Source organism: Clostridium sp. AF20-7 (genome assembly GCF_003479275.1).
In the GTDB taxonomy this organism is placed as follows: domain Bacteria; phylum Bacillota; class Clostridia; order Lachnospirales; family Lachnospiraceae; genus Otoolea; species Otoolea fessa.
In genome coordinates this window covers 49,578-70,295 of record NZ_QUGF01000009.1, presented here as the reverse complement: position 1 = coordinate 70,295, position 20,718 = coordinate 49,578, and the positions used below count along the sequence as shown (strand labels likewise).

Below are 20,718 nucleotides of genomic sequence, written 5' to 3'. Positions count from 1 at the left end.
ACGGCAAATTCCGTTACTGGGCACGTATGCGTGAACAGTAACTATATTCTGTTACAGAACGCGTAATGGGACGTAATTTTCTATGAAACAGAAACAAAGAGCTGCCGAGCCGCATTTTTATGTCAGCCCGACAGCTCTTTTCTATTTTTGTCCTGTCCGTATTCTATTTCTCCAGCTTTCCGAACAGTCCTTTCTTCTTATGTTTCTCGCCCTCCGGTGCAATTCCGTTCATGGCATCGTCAAACTTGCGAAGCGCTTCCTTCTGTGCCTCGGTCATGCGCTCCGGAACCTGTACCACCAGCGTCACGAAATGGTCGCCGCGCACGTTGCGGTTACGCAGAGACGGAACACCTTTTCCTTTCAGACGGACTCTCGTATCTGTCTGGGTTCCCGGTTTGACCTCATACTCTACCTCGCCGTCCACCGTCTTGATGCGGATCGGACCACCGAGTGCTGCTTTCACGAAGGAGATCGGCACGGTTGAGTAGATCGTTGTATCCTGACGCTTGAAGATCGGGTGCTGGGATACCACTACTTCTACCAGCAGATCTCCGCGCGGACCGCCGTTGGTACCCGGTTCACCATTGCCGCGGTCACGTAGCATCTGACCGTTGTCGATACCTGCCGGGATCGTCACTTTGATCTTCTTTCTCTTCGCTACATAGCCGGTTCCGTAGCAATCCGGGCATTTATCCTTGATGATCTTTCCGGTTCCGTTGCAATCCGGACAGGTCTGTACATTCTGAATCTGACCAAAGAACGACTGCTGCGTGTACATGATCTTGCCTTTACCGTTACATTTCGGACAGGTCTGCGGCTGGGTTCCCGGTTTTGCACCCGTTCCATGACATTTCTCACAGGTTTCCTTTAAGTTTAACTCCAGCTCTTTTTCACATCCAAAGATCGCTTCTTCAAAAGTAACCCGCACACTGGTACGCACATCCGCGCCGCGCATCGGTCCGTTGCTTCTGCCGCCGCGGCTGCGTCCGCCGCCAAAAATATCTCCGAAGATATCTCCGAAAATGTCTCCCATATCGCCGCCGTTGAAATCAAAACCACCGAATCCGCCAGCGCCGCCTGCACCGCCGTCAAAAGCCGCATGGCCGAACTGATCATACTGACGTCTCTTCTCCGGATCACTCAGTACGCTGTACGCCTCTGATGCCTCCTTAAATTTATCGGCTGCCGCCTGATCGCCCGGATTTGCATCCGGATGATACTTTTTGGCCAGGGTTCTGTATGCTTTTTTGAGTGTCGCATCGTCCGCATCCTTCGGGACGCCTAAGACCTCATAGTAATCTCTCTTACTCTCTGCCATTTCAGCTCTTCCTTCCCAAAATCCGCCGGTACATTTGACCGCATCCGGCAGAGTTTCTATCGTATCTATTTATCTTCCCACAACGTAACTGTTCAGTACCTTCACAGTCACGCGCAAAAATCCATTAAAAATTGCCTACGGCAATGGGATTTTTGCCTGCTGGCCCATGTTTTCGTACGGTCAGCGCAGTAAATGCGCAGACCTACTGAACAGTTACCCCACAACCTACAAATGGGGGTCTGCCGCAGATTCCTGCGACAGCCCCTCACTGCGTTTTTCTATTGATACCCCGATGTCCCGGATTGCTCCGCACTGCGTGCTCCCGCAATCCTCAAAAACATTCGTAATCCGCTCATTTTTCTTTGAAAAATGGCTGCTTATTATATTATACCTCTTTAAAGTCTCCGTCAACTACATTATCGTCGTGCGGTGCACTTCCTGCATCAGCTGCACCCTGAGCTCCGCCCTGTGCTCCTGCTGCGCCAGCTGCCTGTGCCTGCTCGTAAACCTTGCTGAAGAGTGCCTGTGCGCTGTTCATCAGTTTTTCCTTGCCAGCCTTGATTTCATCAATCTGTGCATCGGTCATCTGGTCGATCGGAGCTTTGTTGATAGCTTCTTTCAGTGCATTTAAGTCAGCTTCTACGGCTGCTTTATCGTTTGCATCGATCTTATCGCCTACATCCTGCAGAGCCTTCTCGGTCTGGAATACCATGGAGTCAGCTTCATTTCTTGCATCGATGCCCTCTTTTCTCTTCTTATCCTGTGCCTCGTACTCAGCTGCCTCTTTGACTGCCTTATCGATATCGGAATCGGACATATTGGAACCAGAGGTAATCGTGATGTGCTGCTCTTTACCTGTACCAAGGTCTTTTGCAGATACATTTACGATACCGTTTGCATCAATATCGAAGGTAACCTCAATCTGCGGAACACCTCTTCTTGCCGGAAGAATGCCATCCAGACGGAAGGTTCCCAGTGTCTTGTTGTCCTTTGCGAACTGTCTCTCGCCCTGTACAACGTGGATATCAACAGCGGTCTGGTTATCAGCTGCGGTAGAGAAGATCTGGCTCTTCTTGGTCGGGATTGTGGTATTTCTCTCAATCAGTCTGGTTGCTACACCACCCATAGTCTCGATGGACAGGGACAGCGGAGTTACATCCAGAAGAAGGATATCACCGGCACCGGCATCGCCAGCCAGCTTACCACCCTGGATAGCTGCACCGATTGCTACGCACTCATCCGGGTTTAAGGATTTGCTCGGCTCTTTACCAGTCAGACGTTTTACTTCTTCCTGTGCTGCCAGCATACGTGTGGAACCACCTACCAGAAGTACTTTGCTTAACTCAGAAGCAGTGATACCAGCATCTTTCAGTGCGTTCTGTACCGGAATTGCGGTTCTCTCGATTAAGTCTCTGGTCAGCTCATCAAATTTAGCTCTGGTCAGGTTCATATCCAGATGCTTCGGTCCCTCGCTGGTTGCAGTGATGAACGGAAGGTTGATATTGGTTGTAGTTGCGGAAGAAAGCTCTTTTTTCGCTTTCTCAGCTGCTTCTTTCAGTCTCTGAAGCGCCATCTTATCAGCGGAAAGGTCTACACCCTCTGCTTTCTTGAACTCGTCGATCATCCACTGGGTAATACGGTTATCGAAATCATCGCCGCCCAGATGTGTATCGCCGTTGGTTGCCAGAACCTCGATAACGCCGTCACCGATCTCGATGATGGAAACATCGAATGTACCGCCACCTAAGTCATATACCATGATCTTCTGCTCTTTCTCATTATCAAGACCATACGCAAGCGCTGCTGCCGTCGGCTCGTTGATAATTCTCTTTACATCCAGACCAGCGATCTTACCTGCATCCTTGGTTGCCTGACGCTGTGCGTCGTTGAAGTAAGCCGGAACAGTAATAACTGCCTCGTTTACCTTCTCGCCCAAGTAGCTCTCTGCATCTGCTTTCAGCTTCTGCAGAATCATCGCGGAAATCTCCTGCGGCGTATATTTCTTGTCATCAATGGTTACTTTGTAGTCGCTGCCCATGTGTCTCTTGATAGAAGAAATGGTCTTCTCAGCGTTGGTAACTGCCTGACGCTTTGCCGGCTCGCCGACCAGTCTCTCGCCTGTCTTTGTAAATGCCACAACGGACGGTGTGGTACGGATACCTTCTGTATTTGCGATAACAACCGGTTTACCACCTTCCATAACGGCTACACAACTGTTTGTTGTACCTAAGTCAATACCGATAATCTTGCTCATAGTTATTTCCTCCTGAAATTATCTTTTTCTGGCAGTTCTCTTTCTCCTCATAGGAGCTAAATTCTGCCGCCTGTCTGTCTATATTATATCAAATCAACCACCAGCACCGAATTCTGGGTGCCAGCTGTTTACGTGTTACCTATTTTAATTTGCCACTTTTACCATGCTGTGGCGAACCACGCTGTCGCGGTATACATAGCCTTTCTGGAACTCCTCGGCTACCACATTCTCACCCAGGTTTTCATCCTCAATATGCATCACTGCATTGTGGAAGTTCGGATCAAATGGCTGACCAACCGCTTCGATTGGCTTTACACCTGCATCGCCCAGTGTTTTTACGAGCTGCTTGTAAACCTTATCCATGCCCTCGGCGAAAGCACTTTTTTCTTCGCCCTCCGGGATGGTCGCCAGACCACGCTCGAAATTGTCCACCACCGGGAGAATCTTCTCGATGATGTCCTTTGCGCCAATCTCATACATCGCTGATTTTTCTTTCTCCGTTCGTTTCCGGAAATTGTCAAATTCAGCCATCGTGCGCTTCAGGCGATCCGTCAGCTCCTCGATCTGCTCATCTTTCTTATCCTTCTTTTTGGAGAAAAATCCTTTTTTCTCTTTTTCTCCCTCCGGCGCTTGTGCGTCTTCCGAAGAAGCTTCCTTTTCCTTCACTGCCTCAGCTTCTGCCTGGGTTTCTGTTTCTTTTACCTGCTCCTCATTTGCTGCCTCGGCTGCTTTGGAATCTATCTCTGTCTTTGCCATGTCTCTCACCTCTTTATTTTGCACATCCGTGCTACTCGGTATCTTTATGATTGAATGTCTGATCGAGCTGGCTCTTTAATGAGCGCAGGGTCGATACAACTTTGTCATAATCCATTCGTTTCGGTCCAACGATTCCTATCGTTCCCCGAAGTCCGTCCCCCAATTCATAATTGGCAGTAACGATACTGCAGTCCTTCATCGACTGCACCTGTGTCTCACTTCCGATGTAGACCTGAATCTCATTTTTCTTATCGCTGTCCGCATCGTCCTCAGTAAGAATCTCTCTCCAGAGGTCTTTCTGCTCCAGTGTCCCGATGAGCTGGCTGGCTTTCGCGCCATCGCTCAGTTCCGGATATTTGAAAATGTTCGTCGTACCTTCGGTGTAAATCTGTAAATCTTCCTCGCCGGAACGAATCGCCTCGGCCACCTCGCTTAGTACCACATCCACGATGTGGCTGCGCTCGCCTGCCTGCCCTTTCATCCGGGTAATGACATCCAGATTAATCTGCTCCATCGTCAATCCGTTGAGACCACTATTTAAAAGAATATTCAGATTCAGGATGTCCTCATCGGTCAGCTCCGCATCGAGTGCCACAATCGAGTTCTTGATAATGTTGCCTTCTAAAACAGTGACAATCAGGAGTTTCCCGGCTTCCACTCTGGAAAGCTGTATAAACTTAATCTTCGTCTGATGATACTGCGGTCCGCTGATCAGCGTCGCATAATTCGTATTGCTCGCCAAAAGCTTTGCCATCTGCTTTAACAGAAGCTCCACCCGATCCACTCTCTGGATGACCATATCACGCACCTGCGTGACCTCCGTCTCTTTCTCATGAATCAACTGATCTACATAGAAACGATATCCTTTATCCGAAGGAATCCGGCCTGCCGATGTGTGCGGCTGAATGATATATCCCAGTTCTTCCAGATCCGACATCTCATTTCGAATCGTCGCCGAACTGAGTTTCAAATCGGAATACTTGGAGATCGTTCTGGAACCAACCGGCTCTCCGGTCTCCAGATAGTTCTGGATAATCGCTTTCAAAATCTTTTCTTTTCTCTCATCCAGTTCCATCCAATCTCTCCTTCCGTGCATCCGCTTCCGCCGGTCTCTTAAACCCGCTCTGGAAGTTTTCTGTTAGCACTCAATCTATCAGAGTGCTAATATCTACAGTTCATACTATATTACTTACGCAAGTATTTGTCAATGATTTTTTTCGGTTTTTAAAAAATTTTTTTCTTCTTTTTTCGAATAAAATTTTCCATTCTGCATACCCTGTTTTTAGGCACGCTGATTTTCACACTTTCTATAGGTAGAAACTCCCTTACCCGCTTTCCTGTTTGCGTTCGAACAAGCTTTCGACTTGTCGAACCTCCGACCGCTCCCAGAGCCCTATTTCCGGCTCTCCGGCTTGACATTTAACATTTTTGTAATATAATAGTAACAAATTATAACATTTGTAAACGCATTGCAATATTTGTGAGATACACAATCGTTGCGATGAGACAAATGAATCTAAATTGAAATGAGAGGTTTTTATTTGATGAATATGATGAACACCATGCGGCGCGGACTTGCCACAACGGCAATGAGCCTGGTCTGTCTCATGGCAGGCACCATGAATACACTGGCAGCCACAGATGCCGGAACCGAGCTTGTCTCCCAAATAGATGCGGCAGCCGGTGAAGAAACAAACGGCACTTCCACCGAAGCAGCCCAGACACCATCTGGTCCGGCTTCCGATCCGGAGCTGATTAGAAAGCTGACAAACGCTGCTGTGGAAGAAGCAGCTGACACGAACGCTTCCGAGGCAGAAGTCGCTGCATTTTCAAATGAGTCTGCACAGGCAGAGGCAGAGAACGCTGGCGAAGCTGCAATGACTGAAAATACTGACACAAATGCTGCTGCCGAGGCACAGGAAGCAGAGGCACCTGCTGAAATCTACGCCGGACGTTTTACGACAACTGCTTACTGCAGCTGCCGCAGATGCTGCCGTGGTGGAAAGAACCGCACTAAATCCGGCACCATTCCGCAGGCAGGACATACCATTTCCGCCGACTTGCGCGTATTCCCGCTCGGAACTAAACTCCGCATCAACGGCGTTGTCTATACCGTTGAGGACAGCGGCAGCGGCATCCGCGGAAACAAACTGGACATCTTCTTCAATTCCCACAGTCAGGCACTGCAGTATGGAAAGAGAAGCGCCGATGTCTATATTGTCCGATAATTACATTGATTTTAAGCAAAAAAGGGTCTTGCAGATAGAAAATCTTTCACCTGCAAGACCCTTTTTTTATAATTCTTATTTGTAACTGTTCAGTACCTTCACAGTCACGCGCAAAAATCCATTAAAAATTGCCTACGGCAATGGGATTTTTGCCTGCTAGCCCATGTTTTCGTACGGTCAGCGCAGTAAATGCACAGACCTACTGAACAGTTACCCTTATTTTACTTAATCCGTCAGCGCCTTATGATATTTCGTTTTCCGGTAAATTTTCCAAATAATGATACCCGGAATGCTCACGGTACATACGACGGTACTCACGCCTCCGATCACTCCATATATTCCAAATAAGATGGCTGCGATGATGTTCATACTTAATTCCTCCTGACTCATTCATTTTTCAATGCAAGCTCACTATGCTTTGTTCCCCATTTTATTCTTTTTATCCAAAATGAAAAGAGTTTCGGCGCATCCTTAGCAAGACTTTAATCATCCTTTCGCTTTCTTACGTTATTCATAATAATTTCGAAATATAAGTTAAAAGCGTGAAAATATTGATTTTAAAGGGTTTTTTCAATTTTTTAAAACTTTTTCAATTTTTTTCAAAAAAACGCTTGCATTTTTTTTGAAGGCGTGATAGTATATAGGAGTCGCTGATGAGCACCGCTTCAAAAGCGAGAAAATCATATCGAGGCGTGGCTCAGTTTGGTAGAGCGCTGCGTTCGGGACGCAGAGGTCGCGTGTTCGAATCACGTCGCCTCGATTGAATAAAATTAAATATGGCCTGTTGGTCAAGCGGTCAAGACGACGCCCTCTCACGGCGTAAACCCGGGTTCGATTCCCGGACAGGTCACTGGAAAGAGATTCGAGATTCGAGTCTCTTTTTTATTTTCTTCATTCTTGACCTTTCACAAAATCATGTAAACTATAACTGAATTTTGCCGATGCTCCGCATTCCAGATCGGCAAAATACACTTTTCTACAGTATCGAACAGGATTTTCAGTCCAGAAAATTCCTGCCTGCAAATAGTAACTCTCCTTTTTTCTTCTTCATATACTGCAATATAGCCAATATGAAAAGAGGTATCTTTTTATGGAAACATACAACTACGATGCAGCAGCAGTGCCTGAGGGGGATGCTGACACGACTCCGGCGGCGGCACCGGAGACGGATGCGGCAGCAGCTGGAACCAGTGATACGGCACAGTCTGGATTTAGTTCTCAGCCTCCTGTTATCTTAACATATCCGGACAGCTCATCCAATGATCTTCAGGTATCTCCGGGCTTCGGACCATACGGGGATGTGATGCCCACCCTGCCGTCCAATAATCATGGCAGCCCGAACACCGGTGGCTGCATAAACTGCGGCGGTTCCAACTGGAAGCCATCTCCAAATGGCGCGCTCTGGACCTGGGGCATTCTCTCGCCGTTCTTTTCCACCTCATCGGAGATCGCGCACCTGCGTTTCTACAATGCCGCCTCCATCCGCGAACCCATCGATATATACCTGAACGGACGTCTGGTCGTATCCGATCTGGATTACATGAATTATACGCGCTACATGCACATCATCCCCGGCATCTACCAGCTGACCGTCTACCGCCGGACCAATCCGGGATTCGCCATCGTCAACACAAATATCCGGCTTCGCAGCGGTTACAGCTACACACTGGCGGTTCTGGGTACTTTTAATGATTTTTCGGTACAGATGCTCAACGCCTGATCGCTTTTATTTGAGAAAAGCTTCTTCACGCGAGTGCAAATCCCGCGAAGCGTTTTTTTGTTTCATAGGACGTAATTTCCTATGAAAAAAGAGACCGCCACGTTCACGCGTGCGGTCTCTCTTCCGTGTCCTCTGCAATTATAAATTTATGATGAGAATATAACTGTCCGAATCTTAAACAGCCATCTATTTTTCCGGCTCATCTGTCCGGTTTGCTTTCTCGAGCTTTGCCAGATGCGCGGCTGCAAATTCTTTGATTGCCTCAAAACTCTGCGGGCTGATCACATGTTCAATGCGGCAGGCATCTTCCACTGCCACCTCTCTTGGCACATCCAACGCTACCAAAAGCTTTGTCAGTAATGTATGACGCTCATAAATCATCTCCGCGATCTTCCGTCCCGACGGCTCCAGAGTGATATATCCCTCATGATCCATCGAAATATAACCGTTTTCACGAAGATTCTTCATCGCAACGCTGACGCTTGGTTTTGAATACCCCAGCTCATTGACTACATCGATCGAACGGATCATCGGCTTGCGATAGCTTAACATAAGAATCGTTTCCAGATAATCCTCTGCTGACTGCTGTATTTTCAAAGTGATTCCCTCCAAACTTCTAACACATAACCGGCCTGGCTTCGTGCCTTCCCGTCTCCCGCAGAATAGTCTTCCCAAACTGCCGACCAGTTACCATAATACTATATACTAGAATACCATATTTGGAAGAATATTTCAAACCATATCGAAATCAATCTATCGTTTCCAGAAACCGACGGAGTTACTGTTCACGCATACGTGCCCAGTAACGGAATTTGCCGTGGCTTCGCCTTTAAATACGTCAGCAAGCTGCACAGTGTTCCTGCAAAATTTCTTCCAACGCGGTTTTGCTGCTGGTGTGGCAGCGGACAACTTCTGTCCGGCTTCCCTTTGCACCATCAACCGCCGTCCGAATCATTTTATGGGAAACGGTGCTTGTAAAGAGTACAAGCAGATCCGGCGCTCCGATCTGTTTGCCGAAATCCGCCGTCATCTGTGTAAATACCTTTGCCTTACAGTTAAATGATTTGCAGATTTTCACGTACTGGCTGACCATGCGGTCATGACCACCTACAATTACAACACTCATATTTTATCCTCCGAAAGTTAGCTCTGTCTAACTGCTGATGAAGTTAGTATACACTAACTCATCTTATTTGTCCAGAGGAAAATTGAAATTCATAGAAAATTCATAGAAATAAACGTACCGTGCAAGACTATTTTTCACCAACCAACCTTATCTTACACGGTACGCATTTTCCCATTATCCATTTTTATCCAATACTAATTTTTATCGTATTTTACGCTTTTAACACCTCCTCTGTTACTCCCGTTTTTCCTATTCCAGCTTTATACACCTCCAATCCCGATATCGCTATATCAAATGTCCAATCCGTTTCGCACAGAAATTCCATTTTCTGATACACATCCCAACGACTCATCGACGTATGTTCTTCTAACTGATATTTTCTCCCCAGCTGCCGGTATGCATGAAGCCCCAGTCTATGATATGGCAGAAATTCCAATTCCTGACAATTTTTAAGTTCCTGGCATAACTGCGCCGTTTTCCGAATATTTTCCACATCATCATTGACTCCTTCTACCAGCGGCACACGGACATGAATCGAATGCGGCGCGCAGATCGCATCGGATTTGCGGATATTTTCCAGAATACAGGCATTGTCCTGCCCCGTCCATTTCTTATGCTTTTCCGGATCCATGGTTTTCACATCCACATAAAACATCTGCAGATGCGGCACGATCCGTTTGACATTTTCAAACGAAGTAAACATATCTAACTCTGCCGCCGCATTGATACAGGCATCATCACAGGCCTCCAGCAGTGCTTCCGCAAAATCCGTCTGACAGAACAGATCACCTCCTGAAAGTGTCACGCCACCACCAGAATAGAAGAAAAACATCTCATCCTTCTGGATCTCGCGCATTACCTCTTTTACGGTCATCTCCTTGCCATAGATCTGCTGTGCCCGGTAATTGCAGGCATCCACACACTGAAAGCACTGTTTACAGCGGCTGTAATCCCTCACGATCTCTCCCGTTTTTTCGCTCCGGCGAAGTGCCTGTTCCGGACAGACCTGGATGCAGGCACCGCATCCGGTGCAGCGCTCTTTCATATAGTAGACTTCCCGCTGCCCCGACTGTGACTCCGGTGTCGAACACCAGGCACAGCGCAGGGGACAGCCCTTAAAAAATACAACCGTCCGCATTCCCTTCCCATCGGAGAGGGATAACCGCTCAATCCGAAGAATATTTGCTTTTAATTCCATACGCTGTTCCTCCTGTCAAGTACACCTTGCCTGCTGCCCGCCACCGCGCATGATGCACATCCCCGGTAGCTGATTTGCCGTATTTTTTATGAAACACGGCAGATTTCACTCTTTTTCCTAGCAGATATTGGAATGTGAAGTTCTGGAAATGATATCGTCCTGTACTTCTTTTCCAAGCTCTGTAAAATATGCTGTATAACCAGCTACACGTACCAGCAGTCCGTTGTAATCCTCCGGATGCTTCTGTGCTTCTTTTAAGGTCTCCGTATCGATGACATTGAACTGTGTGTGGAATACGCCCAGGGAGCAGAGACTCCGCAGGTAGTTCATCAGTTCTTTTGTCGAGTTCGGGCTGTCGCGGAATACCGTATCCATCTTTACATTCAGCAGGGTTCCCTGATTGAAACGGCCATGCGGAATGTGGGAAATGGATTTCAATACAGCGCCCATGCCCTCGGTATCGGTTCCCTGGTTCGGAGATACGCCGTCTGCTAACGGTTTCCAAGCCAGACGTCCGGACGGAAGTGCACCGACCTCCAGACCAAACGGAGTATTTCCAGATACCGGAAGAATACCTGGCGTCATCTTGCCGAATTTGCTGTGGAACGACTCAATATAGTCCGCGATAAAACAGAACATATCACCGGTCAGCTCGTTTACTTCGTCGTCATCATTGCCGTACTTCGGAGCTTCATCACACATCTTCTTGACATCCTCATAACCCACAAAGTTTGCATCCAGTGCATCCAGAAGACGCTGCATCGTTACTTTTTTCTCATCAAATACAAGTTTCTTTACTGCAATCAGGCTGTTGATCAGGTCTGCTACGCCGATCGCATCAATACCATTTCCAAGGTTATATTTCGCACCGCCCCATGCGTAATCTTTCGCATTCTCTACGCACTCATAGAAGGAAAGGGAAAGTGCCGGAACGACCCTCTGGAAGCCAATGTCATCGCATACATGGCTGGAAGCCACGGTTCCGCGAAGTTCATAGCGGATCTGCTCTTTGACTGCCTCTTCAAACTCTTCGTAGGTATTAAAGGCAGTCGGATCGCCGGTCGCCTCAGATGCCTGAATGCCATATTTACGGCTCTTGCCGTTTAACAGGGCAAATTCAACCGCAGAACCTAAGTTGAAGTCTGCATATGCGGTGTAGCATCTCTGTTTTCCTTCCAGGTTCGTCTCTACACAGCCGCATGGATTCCAGTTATATGCTTCTTTTAACGGGATTCCCTTGTTCAGGAGCATCTCGATACCAACTTCATCGTTGTGAAATGCCGGGAAACCGGTTCCAAGCTTGATAACCTCTGCAATCTTCTTTAAGAAGCTGCTCGGATTCTTCGCCATATTGTAGCGGACAGACAGGGATGGCTGATATAACTGTACTTCTGCGGTTGCCTGCAAAATCAGGTACGACACGTCATTGACTGCGTCCATGCCGCGCTCATCCACACCGCCGCAGCATACGTTCTGGAACATTGGGTAACCGGCGGAAAACTGTGCGGTTACCTGATCCTGGAACAGGCACTGCTCAGAGAATTTAACCCATAAGCAGTCCAAAAGTTCCTGCGCCTCTTCCTCTGTCAAACGGCCAGCCTCGATATCTGCCTTATAAAATGGGTAAAGATATTGATCCATACGTCCCGGGTTGTAGCTTGCTGCATTCTGCTCCATGAAAATACAGGTCTGGTAAATATACATCGACTGAATCGCCTCGCGGAAGGTACGCGCCGGTTTTTCCGGAACCTGATCGCAGGTCCCTGCAATCTGTAACAGTTCTTTTCTGCGCTTCTCATCCGGCTCTGCCTCTGCCAGCTTTCTCGCCTCTGCCGCATAGCGGTGTCCCAATGCGGAGATACCGTCAGCTGCCAGCTCCATCGCTTTCAGGTATTCAATCTTCTCATAGTCACCCGGACGGGTAATATCAAGTGTATCAAGCACTTTATGGATATGCGCCTTGATTCCCTCCATGCCTTCTTTAATGACTCTGGAATAACCCGCAGTCGTCTCGCCCCAGCCACGAACCGATTTACGGTTGATGTAAAGAGCGCCGCAGTCACGTAAGGTTGCCGCAAAATCTGGGCATTGTACCAGCCACTGCTCATACGTGGAACGTCCCTTCCAGTACGGGCGGATGATCTCCTCAAATGCCTTCCGATCCTCTGGGCGCAGATAGAATGGGTCATATGGACGGGTACTGATGGTATCCAGCTCCTCATCCAGAACCGACCAGCAGGTATCGACACTTAAAATACCGCCGCGCTGCTTGCTTCCGGCATTGCCGACAATCAGCTCATCCCCCCAGATTTTTACAGTTTTCTCCAGGCACTGTTTCTTAAATGCATATGCTTTCCGGATGCACAGCGGCTGTCCCTCTGATTCCTGGAAGCCCTTTGTCAGGATAATTGCATTTTCCAGATCCATCTCTGGCTTGGTCTTTAATACTCTCTGTTTTAATCGGTCAATCCGATCCATGTATGGTTTTCTTTCGATTGCTGCCATCTGATTTCCTCCTATTTTTTACTCACATTCCCATTCTGTGGGATTTATTTTTTTAGCACCTGCTATAAATCTCTTTTCGTTTAAAAGTATAGCAATTCTTATGTGGAAATGGTACAATATCAATAACTAAAAATACCAAAATCTTAACATATTGAATTTTTATAGAAAGAAGGGATCCTTTGAAATCTACTTCCCAGTTACAGGAAATCAACCACTATCAAGATCAAGATTTTCCGGTCAATGTCTACTATTCTGATATTCATTCCATGCAGCCGCCGGGACGCTGGCTGCGCGACTTCCACTGGCATGATGAGCTGCAGTTTACCCTCGTACTAAGCGGAACATTGACAATGCAGGTAGATAATCTTTCTCTGCCCGGACAGGCTGGAGATCTGATTTTCGTCAACACCTCCCTGATTCATGCCGTCACACAGATGTCGGAAGACGGCTCCTATGCGAGCCTCAATTTTCCTTACCGCCTTCTTGCCTTTTTTCCTGGAAGCCGCATGGATCAGGACTACGTCCTGCCCTATACCGCCGGCGGGAAATTCTCCGCTTTCTCTATTCACCCGGAATCCGAATGGCAGAAAGAGTTGATCGGACTGCACAAAAAAATAACCGATTTATTTCTTTCCAATCAGGTTAAAGGCAATGAATATTCTATCTGCATTAAGATTACCTCGATGTGGAATCTGTTGATTTCCAATTTTCACAGCAGTGGGAATTCTACCTCTATTAACCTCCTGCGCCAGCAGCGCCTGCAATCCATTCTCCTGTTCATCTATGCACATTACGCAGATGATTTACAGCTCTCAGACCTGGCTGCATCAGCCAATATCAGCGTCGGAGAATGCTGCCGGATTTTTCAAAATATTCTTCACACAACTCCCTATGGATATTTAACTAATTACCGCATCCAGACCAGTGTTTCCCTCCTTCACCGCGATCTGCCCATCTCACAGATTGCCGGACTGGTCGGATACAACCAGGTCAGCAATTACATCGCCACATTCAAACGGATCATTGGCTGCACACCAGCACAGTACCGGAAACAACACTTATCAAAACCAGATATCCCAAGCAGTTAATGGAAAACCGGTCGGCTTCTCTTTATCAGAGAAACCGACCGGCTGCTAAGGTGGTATAAAAATATAAAGGGGGGCTTTTTCAGGATGATGCAACGATTATTTTAATTTTCCAATTTCATCAAATCGTTTATAAGCATCGACAACCGCATTGATCACGCTGCTGCGGAACCCACGGTCTTCCAGTGTCTTCACACCGATCATCGCCGGACCAGCCGGAGAACACACATCATCTTTTAAATTCTCAAGATGCTTTTCGCTCTGTAAAAACAGCTGCACGGTTCCAAGGATTCCTTCCAGTGCATATCTTCTCGCCTGATAACGTAAAAGACCATTGTAAACGCCGCCGTCTGCCAGAGAATTAGCAAACATTGCGATAAACGCCGGGGATGTAGATGTTAATACCGTGCCTGCCACAAACTGGGAGGCCGGAAGGCTGTCAAATCCACCGGCTTCACGTAGAATATACCGGAATTCGTCCTCCTGTTCCTTCGTGTAGCTGTCGCCCTGTTCGATCAGGATAAAACCTTTTCCAATCAAGCAGGCTGTATTCGGGAGAATACGGATAACCGGAACATTCTTTCCTTCTAACTCTAATTCTTTCATATAGGTTGAAACCTCAACACCCGCTACAATCGAAACGATAATTTTTTCCTGCCCTTCTTCTGCACATGCCGCAAAGACCGGTTTCACCTCTTCCAGAACACTCTTTAAAAACTGCGGTTTTACACAGAACACAACATAATGAGCTGCCTTGATCGCTTCTCCATTGGTCTCAACAAAGTTGCATCCCAGCTCGTCCGCTAATTTCTGTCCTTTTTCTGTAACCACATCTGTAATCACAACTTCCGATGGATCAATTCCCTTGCAGGCTGCCGTTGCAAGAGCTGTACCCATAGTTCCACTTCCAATAAAAGCAATTTTTTTCATAGCTGGTCTCCTTTCAACTTAAAGTCCGAGTTAGTAATATACTTCAAATATATCTTATGTGGCTTATATTTCCCTTCGCCTTTCAGCGAAGGGAAGTTCCCGCTCTCAGCGGATAAATTTTTCTTTAAATGCCTGAACATGCGCTTTCTGAACCGATATCAATTTATCTACATCTCTCTCCTGAAGACAACGATAAATTTCCTCATGATGTCCAATATCCATATCATCAATCGAAGATAAATTAATCCGGTTTAAAAACAGAAGACGAATACTCAAATCCTGGTAATTATTCATCTCCCGCTCAAGAAACGGATTCCTAGTCATAGAAGAAATAATTCTATGAAATGCTCGATCCAAAAGAACTCTTTCTTCCGCATCTGTCTCCTCTCTCAGGACTTCCAGGCTGTCTTTCAGCCGCTTTAAATCTTCTTCCGTCCGATTCATAGCAGCAAGCTCTGATTCAAGTGGAGACAGAGCAAATCTCATCTGATAAATCGATTCCACTTCATATAAGGAAATCTCATTTACCATAATACATTGTCTCGGGACAATTTTCACAAAGTTTTCCCATGCCAGTCGATTCAGTGCCTCACGGATGGGAGTTCGTCCCATCCCCAGCTCTTCCATCAATTCAGCCTCTACTAATGTCTGTCCGGGGCGAAGTCTGGCTGTAATAATCATCATCTTAATCTTCTCGTATGCCACATCACTAACTCGCATTGTTTCCCTCATCTTTCTTGTAGAACAAATCTGTGATTTGCATCCAACTTCTTTTAGTCTACAGGAATGCTTATTTTTATAATAGCGCAAATAAGGATCAAATTCAATTAGACTTTTGTATATACCCCGTTTCTGATATAGTTACTGTTCACGCATACATGCCCAGTAACCTGATATGCCCTATTTTTTTTATAATTTTTCGACGCATCGCTTGTAATTTTCTTCCGCGTTGCCGCCCTTATGCCAGATATCCGCGATCGCTTCCGCGATTGGAAGCGGATCCGATTCATTGTACATAACATTTCGTCCCAGCAAGATTCCGCGGATATTGCTGCTGATTCCGATCTCTTTCGTGTACTCTTCTACAACCTCAATCGGCTCACTCTTTACCTCGTCTGGAACTACCAGCACCGGACAGGTGGTCGCCGCCGTCGGAACTGCATATTCATGATTCAGCGGAACTTCAATCCATTTGCCGGATGCACGGCAGCCAAGAGCGCCTACCACGCCGACTACCTTACACAGACTCTCTGAATCCGTCTTCATCGTAAACCCCGTTTCCGTCGTTTCTACATACAGCGCCTCGATAAAAATTGGAAGACCAGCTGACTCTGCTGCATTGACAGCTTCTGCACAGTACCGAACCGTATATTTGCTTCGCTCATCCATCGGATTCAGACGGATCATAAACTTTACACCGTCCATCCGAAGTTTCACTAGGCGATCGACTGTATAACAGGACGGCATATCGTCCATCTCCCATACCGTATTTTTCAGACCGCCCCGGTTCACAGTGCCAACCAGCATCTTCCCATCCAGAAACGCCTTTTCTCCACGTTCCCGCTGCAACTTATTGAGGATAAATAAATCTTCAATAATATCCGGTGTCGCCTCGATTCCATCAATCTGATCACTCTGCAGCATCCGCACCAGGCGGGATAAATACTCCCGCCTATTACTTAAACCAATCGGATTTCCTTTGTACTCATTGATCATTCTGGCATTGTGATCCGCTGCCGCAAATACCAGCTTATCATGCGGAAATCCCGGTTTTTTTCGCGCCGCCGCTTCCTGCTCAATAACCTCCGGAGAAAAGGCTTTTATCTTGTTTAATTCTTCAAAAATCTTGTCATTCAAAAAACTTTGATAATCAAATCCCATATACACCTTTGCCTTTCTCTGTCACTGAACACATTTTATTTTCCAAAATTAACGATTGCGTCAATTTTATCTCTTCCGCCTACTTTATCGCCCCACTGATCATATACGCTCTGGGCTGCCTCGATAAATGGTTCGCGATCCGGCTCTGTGATTTCGATGCCCTCTCCCTTTAACAGTTCCAAGCACTCATCCTCAGATGCTGTATAAAGTTCTCTCTCTTTATCGATCATTTCTTTGGTGCACTCATCGATAATCTGTTTGTGCTCGTCCGAAAGAGAATCATAGAAATTCTTAGCAACTACGCAGATACCTAAGTCGTTGGTCCATCCAACCATTGCCCAGTGCGGCGCTGCCTCATAAAACTTCTTGGAATAATAGTTTGTATTGGCCGCTTCTGCACCGTCAATAATGTTCTGCTGCAGCGCTGTGTATAATTCGCCGTATGCCATCGGCAGCGGGCTTGCGCCGAATGCGGTAAAGGAATCCAGCTGTACCTGATTTTCCATGGTCCGGATCTTGAGATTCTTTAAATCCTCGATACTGTTGATCGTCTTCTGCGTTGTCATGATATGTCTGGTTCCCAAATCCAGGAAGCCCATCAGATGGAAGCCTTTCTCCTCACAGTCACCGCTATAGGACATTCCAATCTCGTCAGAGTCCAGAACGGAATACATATGTTCCTTATCTCTCCAGAGGAACGGAAGGCAGAATATATTAACAGATGGAACAAAGCTGGAGAACGGCGCTACCGACGTCATCGCCATCTCTACGGTGCCAAGCTGCATACCCTCAATGACATCTCGCTCATTGCCAAGCTGGTTATCCGGATATATTTCTACTTTAATTTCGCCATTGGATCGCTCTTCCACAATCTCTTTAAAATATTCCGCTGCTTTTACCGGAGGTTCGGTTGCTGCCTGTGATAAGGAAACCTTTACGGTCACCGCACCACCGGATGAACCGCCTGTATTAGCCGCTGCCTTTGCGGACTCTCCTGTGGAAGCGCTGCCGCCTCCTCCACATCCTGCCAGAGAGCCAGCTGCCACCAGCATCGCCATCGTCATGCTTACAAACCGTTTCACATTTTTCTTCATATCAATAAATCCTCCTTTCATTTCATCTTCTTATCCCATTAACTGCGGCAGCCATAAATAGGTCTGCGGGAGATATGTAACAATAATCAGTACAACTAACATTGCAAGAATCGTAGGAATTACAAACGGGAATACCTCTCTTACACTCTTGCCGGTCAATCCACAGGCAACGAATAAAGTTGCTCCATAAGGCGGTGTTACGTATCCAATCGCCAGGTTGATGCAGACAATAACACCAAAGTGAATCGGGTCGATTCCATAAGCGGTTGCTACCGGGAATAAGATCGGCATTAAAACGATAATTGCAGAGAAACTTTCCATAAACATTCCAACTAAGAACAGCGCAATATTTAAGAAAATAAGGAATGCAGTCTTACTTGTGATGAATGTATTCATAACCTGGATTAAGAGCTGCGGCAGCTGTTTTGCTGTGATAAACCATGCAAAGATATAAGCGCAGCCTGTGATAATCATGATGCCAGCCGCTGTCTGCGCGGACTTAACAAAAATACCAGGTAAATCTTTCAATGTAATTTCTTTGTAAATAAACATACCTACCAGGAAGCCATAGACAACCGCCACAGCCGCTGCTTCAGTTGCAGAAAAGATACCGCTGATGATACCACCGATAATGATAATCGGAAGTCCTAAACCAGGAAGTGCAGAAAACATCGTTCTCCGTACTTCTTTCGGATCAAACTTGGTTGTCTGGATATATGCATCTCCGCCCCTGGAAGCGTGAATATAGGAGTAGACCATCAGTGCCACACCAATCATAACTCCAGGAATAGCGCCTCCGAGGAATAACTGACCAACAGATGCACCTGTGGAATATCCAATCAGAACCATTAAGATACTTGGCGGAATAATCGGTCCGATACTTCCTGCTGCTGAGAGCAGAACCGTTACGAAACTCATGTTATAGCCTTTTTCTTTAAATGCAGGCGTCATGATCGAACCGATTGCTGCTGTTCCAGCCGTTGCTGAACCGGAAATTGCCGCGAAAATCATGGATGCCAGTACGGCTACCATCGCCAGACTTCCTTTTACAAAGCCGATCGACGCACTTGCAAAATCTACAATCCGTTTGGACATACCGCCCTGATCCATCAGATTTCCTGCCAGCATGAACATCGGAATCGCCATGATCGGCCAGCTGTCAAGACCCGCAAACATTCTCTGCGGTACCAGAACCAATGGGAAATTTCCCTCAAGCATAATCGAAAGTGTCGTTCCCATTCCGAGTGCAACAAAAATAGGGGCTCCGATTAGAAACAGACACAAAATACAGATAAATAAAAATCCTAACATATCGCAGCCTCCTTTACTAATCTATAAATTCTCTCGGTTCTTCCGGTGCATTCTTGTTTTTTAAGCGTTCGATAAAGGTAAGGAGCTGTTCCATAATCATCAAAACTCCACCGGTTGGGAATGCCGCGTAAATCAAAGCCATCGGAATCTGCATCGCCGGAGACGTCTGAGCCGTCGTAGACTGTACTACTTTGAACCCGAAATATGTCATAATACATAAGAAAACAATCGTTAAAAGATCTACAATCGCGGTCAAAATGCGTTTCGGCTTTTGCGGAAGTGCAGATGTCAGAACATCTACCTGAAGGTGAGAACGATTTCTCATCGCAATCGCCGATGCCATCAATACCAGCCATATCATCAGATATCTCGCTAATTCTTCGGTCCATCTAAGAGGACTCTGTATTACAAAACGAAAAAAAACCTGAATAATAACTGTAATTGTCATCGCAAGGAAAAGAACAACTACTACCGCATCATTTACATTTCGAATTATCTGGAGAAGTGGGTTCCCCTTTTCTTTCATAATGTATCCCCCTTTCCTGGATAGTTTTTACAAAGGCGGCAGCCGGTGAAACTGCCGCCGGTTTTTTATTAGATCTTTCTCTCTAAGCCGCGTTTCTCATAGTAAGAATCCGGGATATCTTTCGGATCTTTGTACATAACCATCACGCACTTACCGTCACTGCCGATAGTCGGCACATCCATAATGAATAATGGCCATCCAAACCATTTGTACCAACCAAACTCCCACATGGTTGTACAGTTCAGGCAGTAGCACTGGAATCCTTCCTTATTATAAGCTCTTGGATCCGGTTTATCTAAAGTCTGTACCTTGTCTTGACATTCGGTTACCAGCCAGCCGCCGCTGTTACAACGCGGAAGTGTAAAGGTAATCTTCTCCTCATCCTCTTCCCAAATCTGATCGCCGTTATCATGAAGAGCAGACCATAATACTGCACGGTTCTCCAGGAAATCTTCCATTGGGAAATCTTTATATGTAGCCTGACCCGCTTTATATTTCTCCATCCAGTCCTGCAGACATGGCGGATAGCACCATAATGCATAGTCTTCCATACATTCAAAGATCGCCTCATCCGGTGCCCATTTCTTGAAATTGCGTAATGTCTGATTTACCCAGCGGACTGCGAAATGGTGAAATCCTGTCTTTTTCTCTACATTTAATTTGTGCAGCTCCAGCGCTTTTTCCATATCACCGGCTTTGATCGCTGCCTCTAATTTATCAATATTGCGAACCGCATAATCATTGCGAACCTTTTCCAACGTCTCTGTATACATCTTCTTTTCCATA

19 protein-coding genes and 2 tRNA genes are annotated in these 20,718 nt (G+C 46.6%); 5 read left to right on the top strand and 16 right to left on the bottom strand.

The window, feature by feature from the left end:
- Positions 1-163 precede the first annotated feature (163 nt).
- The 4 genes from dnaJ to hrcA all read right to left on the bottom strand — a co-directional run bounded on the left by dnaJ (position 164) and on the right by hrcA (position 5,403).
- Entirely contained in the window at positions 164-1,318 is a 1,155-nt protein-coding gene (gene dnaJ, locus DWX68_RS10805) for a molecular chaperone DnaJ (RefSeq protein WP_118629441.1), read from the bottom strand.
- 385 nt (positions 1,319-1,703) lie between these two features.
- Positions 1,704-3,572: a molecular chaperone DnaK gene (gene dnaK / locus DWX68_RS10800; protein WP_022359496.1), complete on the bottom strand. Its 1,869-nt coding sequence runs from the start codon at positions 3,570-3,572 to the stop codon at positions 1,704-1,706.
- Positions 3,573-3,716: 144 nt separating this feature from the next.
- Positions 3,717-4,328: a nucleotide exchange factor GrpE gene (grpE, locus tag DWX68_RS10795; RefSeq protein ID WP_118471934.1), complete on the bottom strand. Its 612-nt coding sequence runs from the start codon at positions 4,326-4,328 to the stop codon at positions 3,717-3,719.
- Positions 4,329-4,359: 31 nt separating this feature from the next.
- On the bottom strand, positions 4,360-5,403 hold the full coding sequence (gene hrcA / locus DWX68_RS10790; RefSeq protein ID WP_107001098.1) for a heat-inducible transcriptional repressor HrcA: 1,044 nt from the start codon (positions 5,401-5,403) through the stop codon (positions 4,360-4,362).
- A 469-nt stretch (positions 5,404-5,872) separates the two neighbouring features.
- On the opposite strand from hrcA, the gene DWX68_RS10785 reads away from it, so the two are divergent.
- Positions 5,873-6,556, top strand: a complete 684-nt coding sequence (locus tag DWX68_RS10785; RefSeq protein WP_182432176.1) for a 3D domain-containing protein — start codon at positions 5,873-5,875, stop codon at positions 6,554-6,556.
- A 225-nt stretch (positions 6,557-6,781) separates the two neighbouring features.
- On the opposite strand, the gene DWX68_RS14710 is transcribed toward DWX68_RS10785, so the two are convergent.
- On the bottom strand, positions 6,782-6,925 hold the full coding sequence (locus DWX68_RS14710) for a hypothetical protein (protein WP_022358601.1): 144 nt from the start codon (positions 6,923-6,925) through the stop codon (positions 6,782-6,784).
- Between the two features lie 317 nt (positions 6,926-7,242).
- On the opposite strand from DWX68_RS14710, the gene DWX68_RS10780 reads away from it, so the two are divergent.
- The 3 genes from DWX68_RS10780 to DWX68_RS10770 all read left to right on the top strand — a co-directional run bounded on the left by DWX68_RS10780 (position 7,243) and on the right by DWX68_RS10770 (position 8,276).
- A tRNA-Pro gene (locus DWX68_RS10780) sits at positions 7,243-7,316 on the top strand.
- A gap of 18 nt (positions 7,317-7,334) precedes the next feature.
- A tRNA-Glu gene (locus DWX68_RS10775) sits at positions 7,335-7,406 on the top strand.
- A gap of 240 nt (positions 7,407-7,646) precedes the next feature.
- Positions 7,647-8,276 carry a DUF4397 domain-containing protein gene (locus DWX68_RS10770; RefSeq protein WP_107001100.1) on the top strand — a complete coding sequence of 210 codons (630 nt, stop codon included), beginning with the start codon at positions 7,647-7,649 and terminating at the stop codon, positions 8,274-8,276.
- 186 nt (positions 8,277-8,462) lie between these two features.
- Here DWX68_RS10770 and DWX68_RS10765 read toward each other — a convergent pair whose 3' ends face one another.
- From DWX68_RS10765 to DWX68_RS10750, 4 genes are all read right to left on the bottom strand, one after another.
- On the bottom strand, positions 8,463-8,873 hold the full coding sequence (locus DWX68_RS10765) for a metal-dependent transcriptional regulator (RefSeq protein ID WP_107001101.1): 411 nt from the start codon (positions 8,871-8,873) through the stop codon (positions 8,463-8,465).
- A 241-nt stretch (positions 8,874-9,114) separates the two neighbouring features.
- A complete protein-coding gene (locus tag DWX68_RS10760) occupies positions 9,115-9,402 on the bottom strand; it encodes a DUF2325 domain-containing protein (protein ID WP_022358490.1) in 288 nt (95 codons plus the stop codon).
- 211 nt (positions 9,403-9,613) lie between these two features.
- Complete coding sequence (locus DWX68_RS10755; RefSeq protein WP_107001102.1) at positions 9,614-10,600, bottom strand: glycyl-radical enzyme activating protein; 987 nt, start codon at positions 10,598-10,600, stop codon at positions 9,614-9,616.
- A gap of 117 nt (positions 10,601-10,717) precedes the next feature.
- Positions 10,718-13,105, bottom strand: coding sequence for a formate C-acetyltransferase/glycerol dehydratase family glycyl radical enzyme (locus DWX68_RS10750; RefSeq protein WP_107001103.1), 2,388 nt, complete (start codon positions 13,103-13,105; stop codon positions 10,718-10,720).
- Between the two features lie 179 nt (positions 13,106-13,284).
- Between DWX68_RS10750 and DWX68_RS10745 the strand changes: the two genes are divergently transcribed.
- Complete coding sequence (locus DWX68_RS10745) at positions 13,285-14,193, top strand: AraC family transcriptional regulator (RefSeq protein WP_107001104.1); 909 nt, start codon at positions 13,285-13,287, stop codon at positions 14,191-14,193.
- 96 nt (positions 14,194-14,289) lie between these two features.
- On the opposite strand, the gene proC is transcribed toward DWX68_RS10745, so the two are convergent.
- The 7 genes from proC to DWX68_RS10710 all read right to left on the bottom strand — a co-directional run bounded on the left by proC (position 14,290) and on the right by DWX68_RS10710 (position 20,717).
- Positions 14,290-15,120, bottom strand: a complete 831-nt coding sequence (gene proC / locus DWX68_RS10740) for a pyrroline-5-carboxylate reductase (RefSeq protein ID WP_107001105.1) — start codon at positions 15,118-15,120, stop codon at positions 14,290-14,292.
- A gap of 105 nt (positions 15,121-15,225) precedes the next feature.
- Positions 15,226-15,840 carry a GntR family transcriptional regulator gene (locus DWX68_RS10735; protein WP_181357223.1) on the bottom strand — a complete coding sequence of 205 codons (615 nt, stop codon included), beginning with the start codon at positions 15,838-15,840 and terminating at the stop codon, positions 15,226-15,228.
- Positions 15,841-16,029: 189 nt separating this feature from the next.
- The gene (locus DWX68_RS10730) at positions 16,030-17,001 is read right to left on the bottom strand and encodes a hypothetical protein (RefSeq protein ID WP_107001107.1); all 972 of its coding nucleotides are present in this window, start codon (positions 16,999-17,001) and stop codon (positions 16,030-16,032) included.
- Positions 17,002-17,036: 35 nt separating this feature from the next.
- On the bottom strand, positions 17,037-18,095 hold the full coding sequence (locus DWX68_RS10725; protein ID WP_181357224.1) for a TRAP transporter substrate-binding protein: 1,059 nt from the start codon (positions 18,093-18,095) through the stop codon (positions 17,037-17,039).
- Positions 18,096-18,125: 30 nt separating this feature from the next.
- On the bottom strand, positions 18,126-19,406 hold the full coding sequence (locus DWX68_RS10720; protein ID WP_107001109.1) for a TRAP transporter large permease: 1,281 nt from the start codon (positions 19,404-19,406) through the stop codon (positions 18,126-18,128).
- A 16-nt stretch (positions 19,407-19,422) separates the two neighbouring features.
- Positions 19,423-19,932, bottom strand: a complete 510-nt coding sequence (locus tag DWX68_RS10715) for a TRAP transporter small permease (RefSeq protein ID WP_107001110.1) — start codon at positions 19,930-19,932, stop codon at positions 19,423-19,425.
- Positions 19,933-20,000: 68 nt separating this feature from the next.
- Positions 20,001-20,717, bottom strand: a complete 717-nt coding sequence (locus DWX68_RS10710) for a hypothetical protein (protein ID WP_107001111.1) — start codon at positions 20,715-20,717, stop codon at positions 20,001-20,003.
- Between the last annotated feature and the right edge of the window lies 1 nt (position 20,718).

Excerpts from the sequence above, each read along its gene's own strand:
- dnaJ (WP_118629441.1), bottom strand. The coding sequence starts at position 1,318 with ATGGCAGAGAGTAAGAGAGATTACTATGAGGTCTTAGGCGTCCCGAAG.
- dnaK (WP_022359496.1), bottom strand. The coding sequence starts at position 3,572 with ATGAGCAAGATTATCGGTATTGACTTAGGTACAACAAACAGTTGTGTA.
- grpE (WP_118471934.1), bottom strand. The coding sequence starts at position 4,328 with ATGGCAAAGACAGAGATAGATTCCAAAGCAGCCGAGGCAGCAAATGAG.
- hrcA (WP_107001098.1), bottom strand. The coding sequence starts at position 5,403 with ATGGAACTGGATGAGAGAAAAGAAAAGATTTTGAAAGCGATTATCCAG.
- DWX68_RS10785 (WP_182432176.1), top strand. The coding sequence starts at position 5,873 with ATGAATATGATGAACACCATGCGGCGCGGACTTGCCACAACGGCAATG.
- DWX68_RS14710 (WP_022358601.1), bottom strand. The coding sequence starts at position 6,925 with ATGAACATCATCGCAGCCATCTTATTTGGAATATATGGAGTGATCGGA.
- DWX68_RS10770 (WP_107001100.1), top strand. The coding sequence starts at position 7,647 with ATGGAAACATACAACTACGATGCAGCAGCAGTGCCTGAGGGGGATGCT.
- DWX68_RS10760 (WP_022358490.1), bottom strand. The coding sequence starts at position 9,402 with ATGAGTGTTGTAATTGTAGGTGGTCATGACCGCATGGTCAGCCAGTAC.
- DWX68_RS10755 (WP_107001102.1), bottom strand. The coding sequence starts at position 10,600 with ATGGAATTAAAAGCAAATATTCTTCGGATTGAGCGGTTATCCCTCTCC.
- DWX68_RS10750 (WP_107001103.1), bottom strand. The coding sequence starts at position 13,105 with ATGGCAGCAATCGAAAGAAAACCATACATGGATCGGATTGACCGATTA.
- proC (WP_107001105.1), bottom strand. The coding sequence starts at position 15,120 with ATGAAAAAAATTGCTTTTATTGGAAGTGGAACTATGGGTACAGCTCTT.
- DWX68_RS10735 (WP_181357223.1), bottom strand. The coding sequence starts at position 15,840 with ATGCGAGTTAGTGATGTGGCATACGAGAAGATTAAGATGATGATTATT.
- DWX68_RS10730 (WP_107001107.1), bottom strand. The coding sequence starts at position 17,001 with ATGGGATTTGATTATCAAAGTTTTTTGAATGACAAGATTTTTGAAGAA.
- DWX68_RS10725 (WP_181357224.1), bottom strand. The coding sequence starts at position 18,095 with ATGAAGAAAAATGTGAAACGGTTTGTAAGCATGACGATGGCGATGCTG.
- DWX68_RS10720 (WP_107001109.1), bottom strand. The coding sequence starts at position 19,406 with ATGTTAGGATTTTTATTTATCTGTATTTTGTGTCTGTTTCTAATCGGA.
- DWX68_RS10715 (WP_107001110.1), bottom strand. The coding sequence starts at position 19,932 with ATGAAAGAAAAGGGGAACCCACTTCTCCAGATAATTCGAAATGTAAAT.
- DWX68_RS10710 (WP_107001111.1), bottom strand. The coding sequence starts at position 20,717 with ATGGAAAAGAAGATGTATACAGAGACGTTGGAAAAGGTTCGCAATGAT.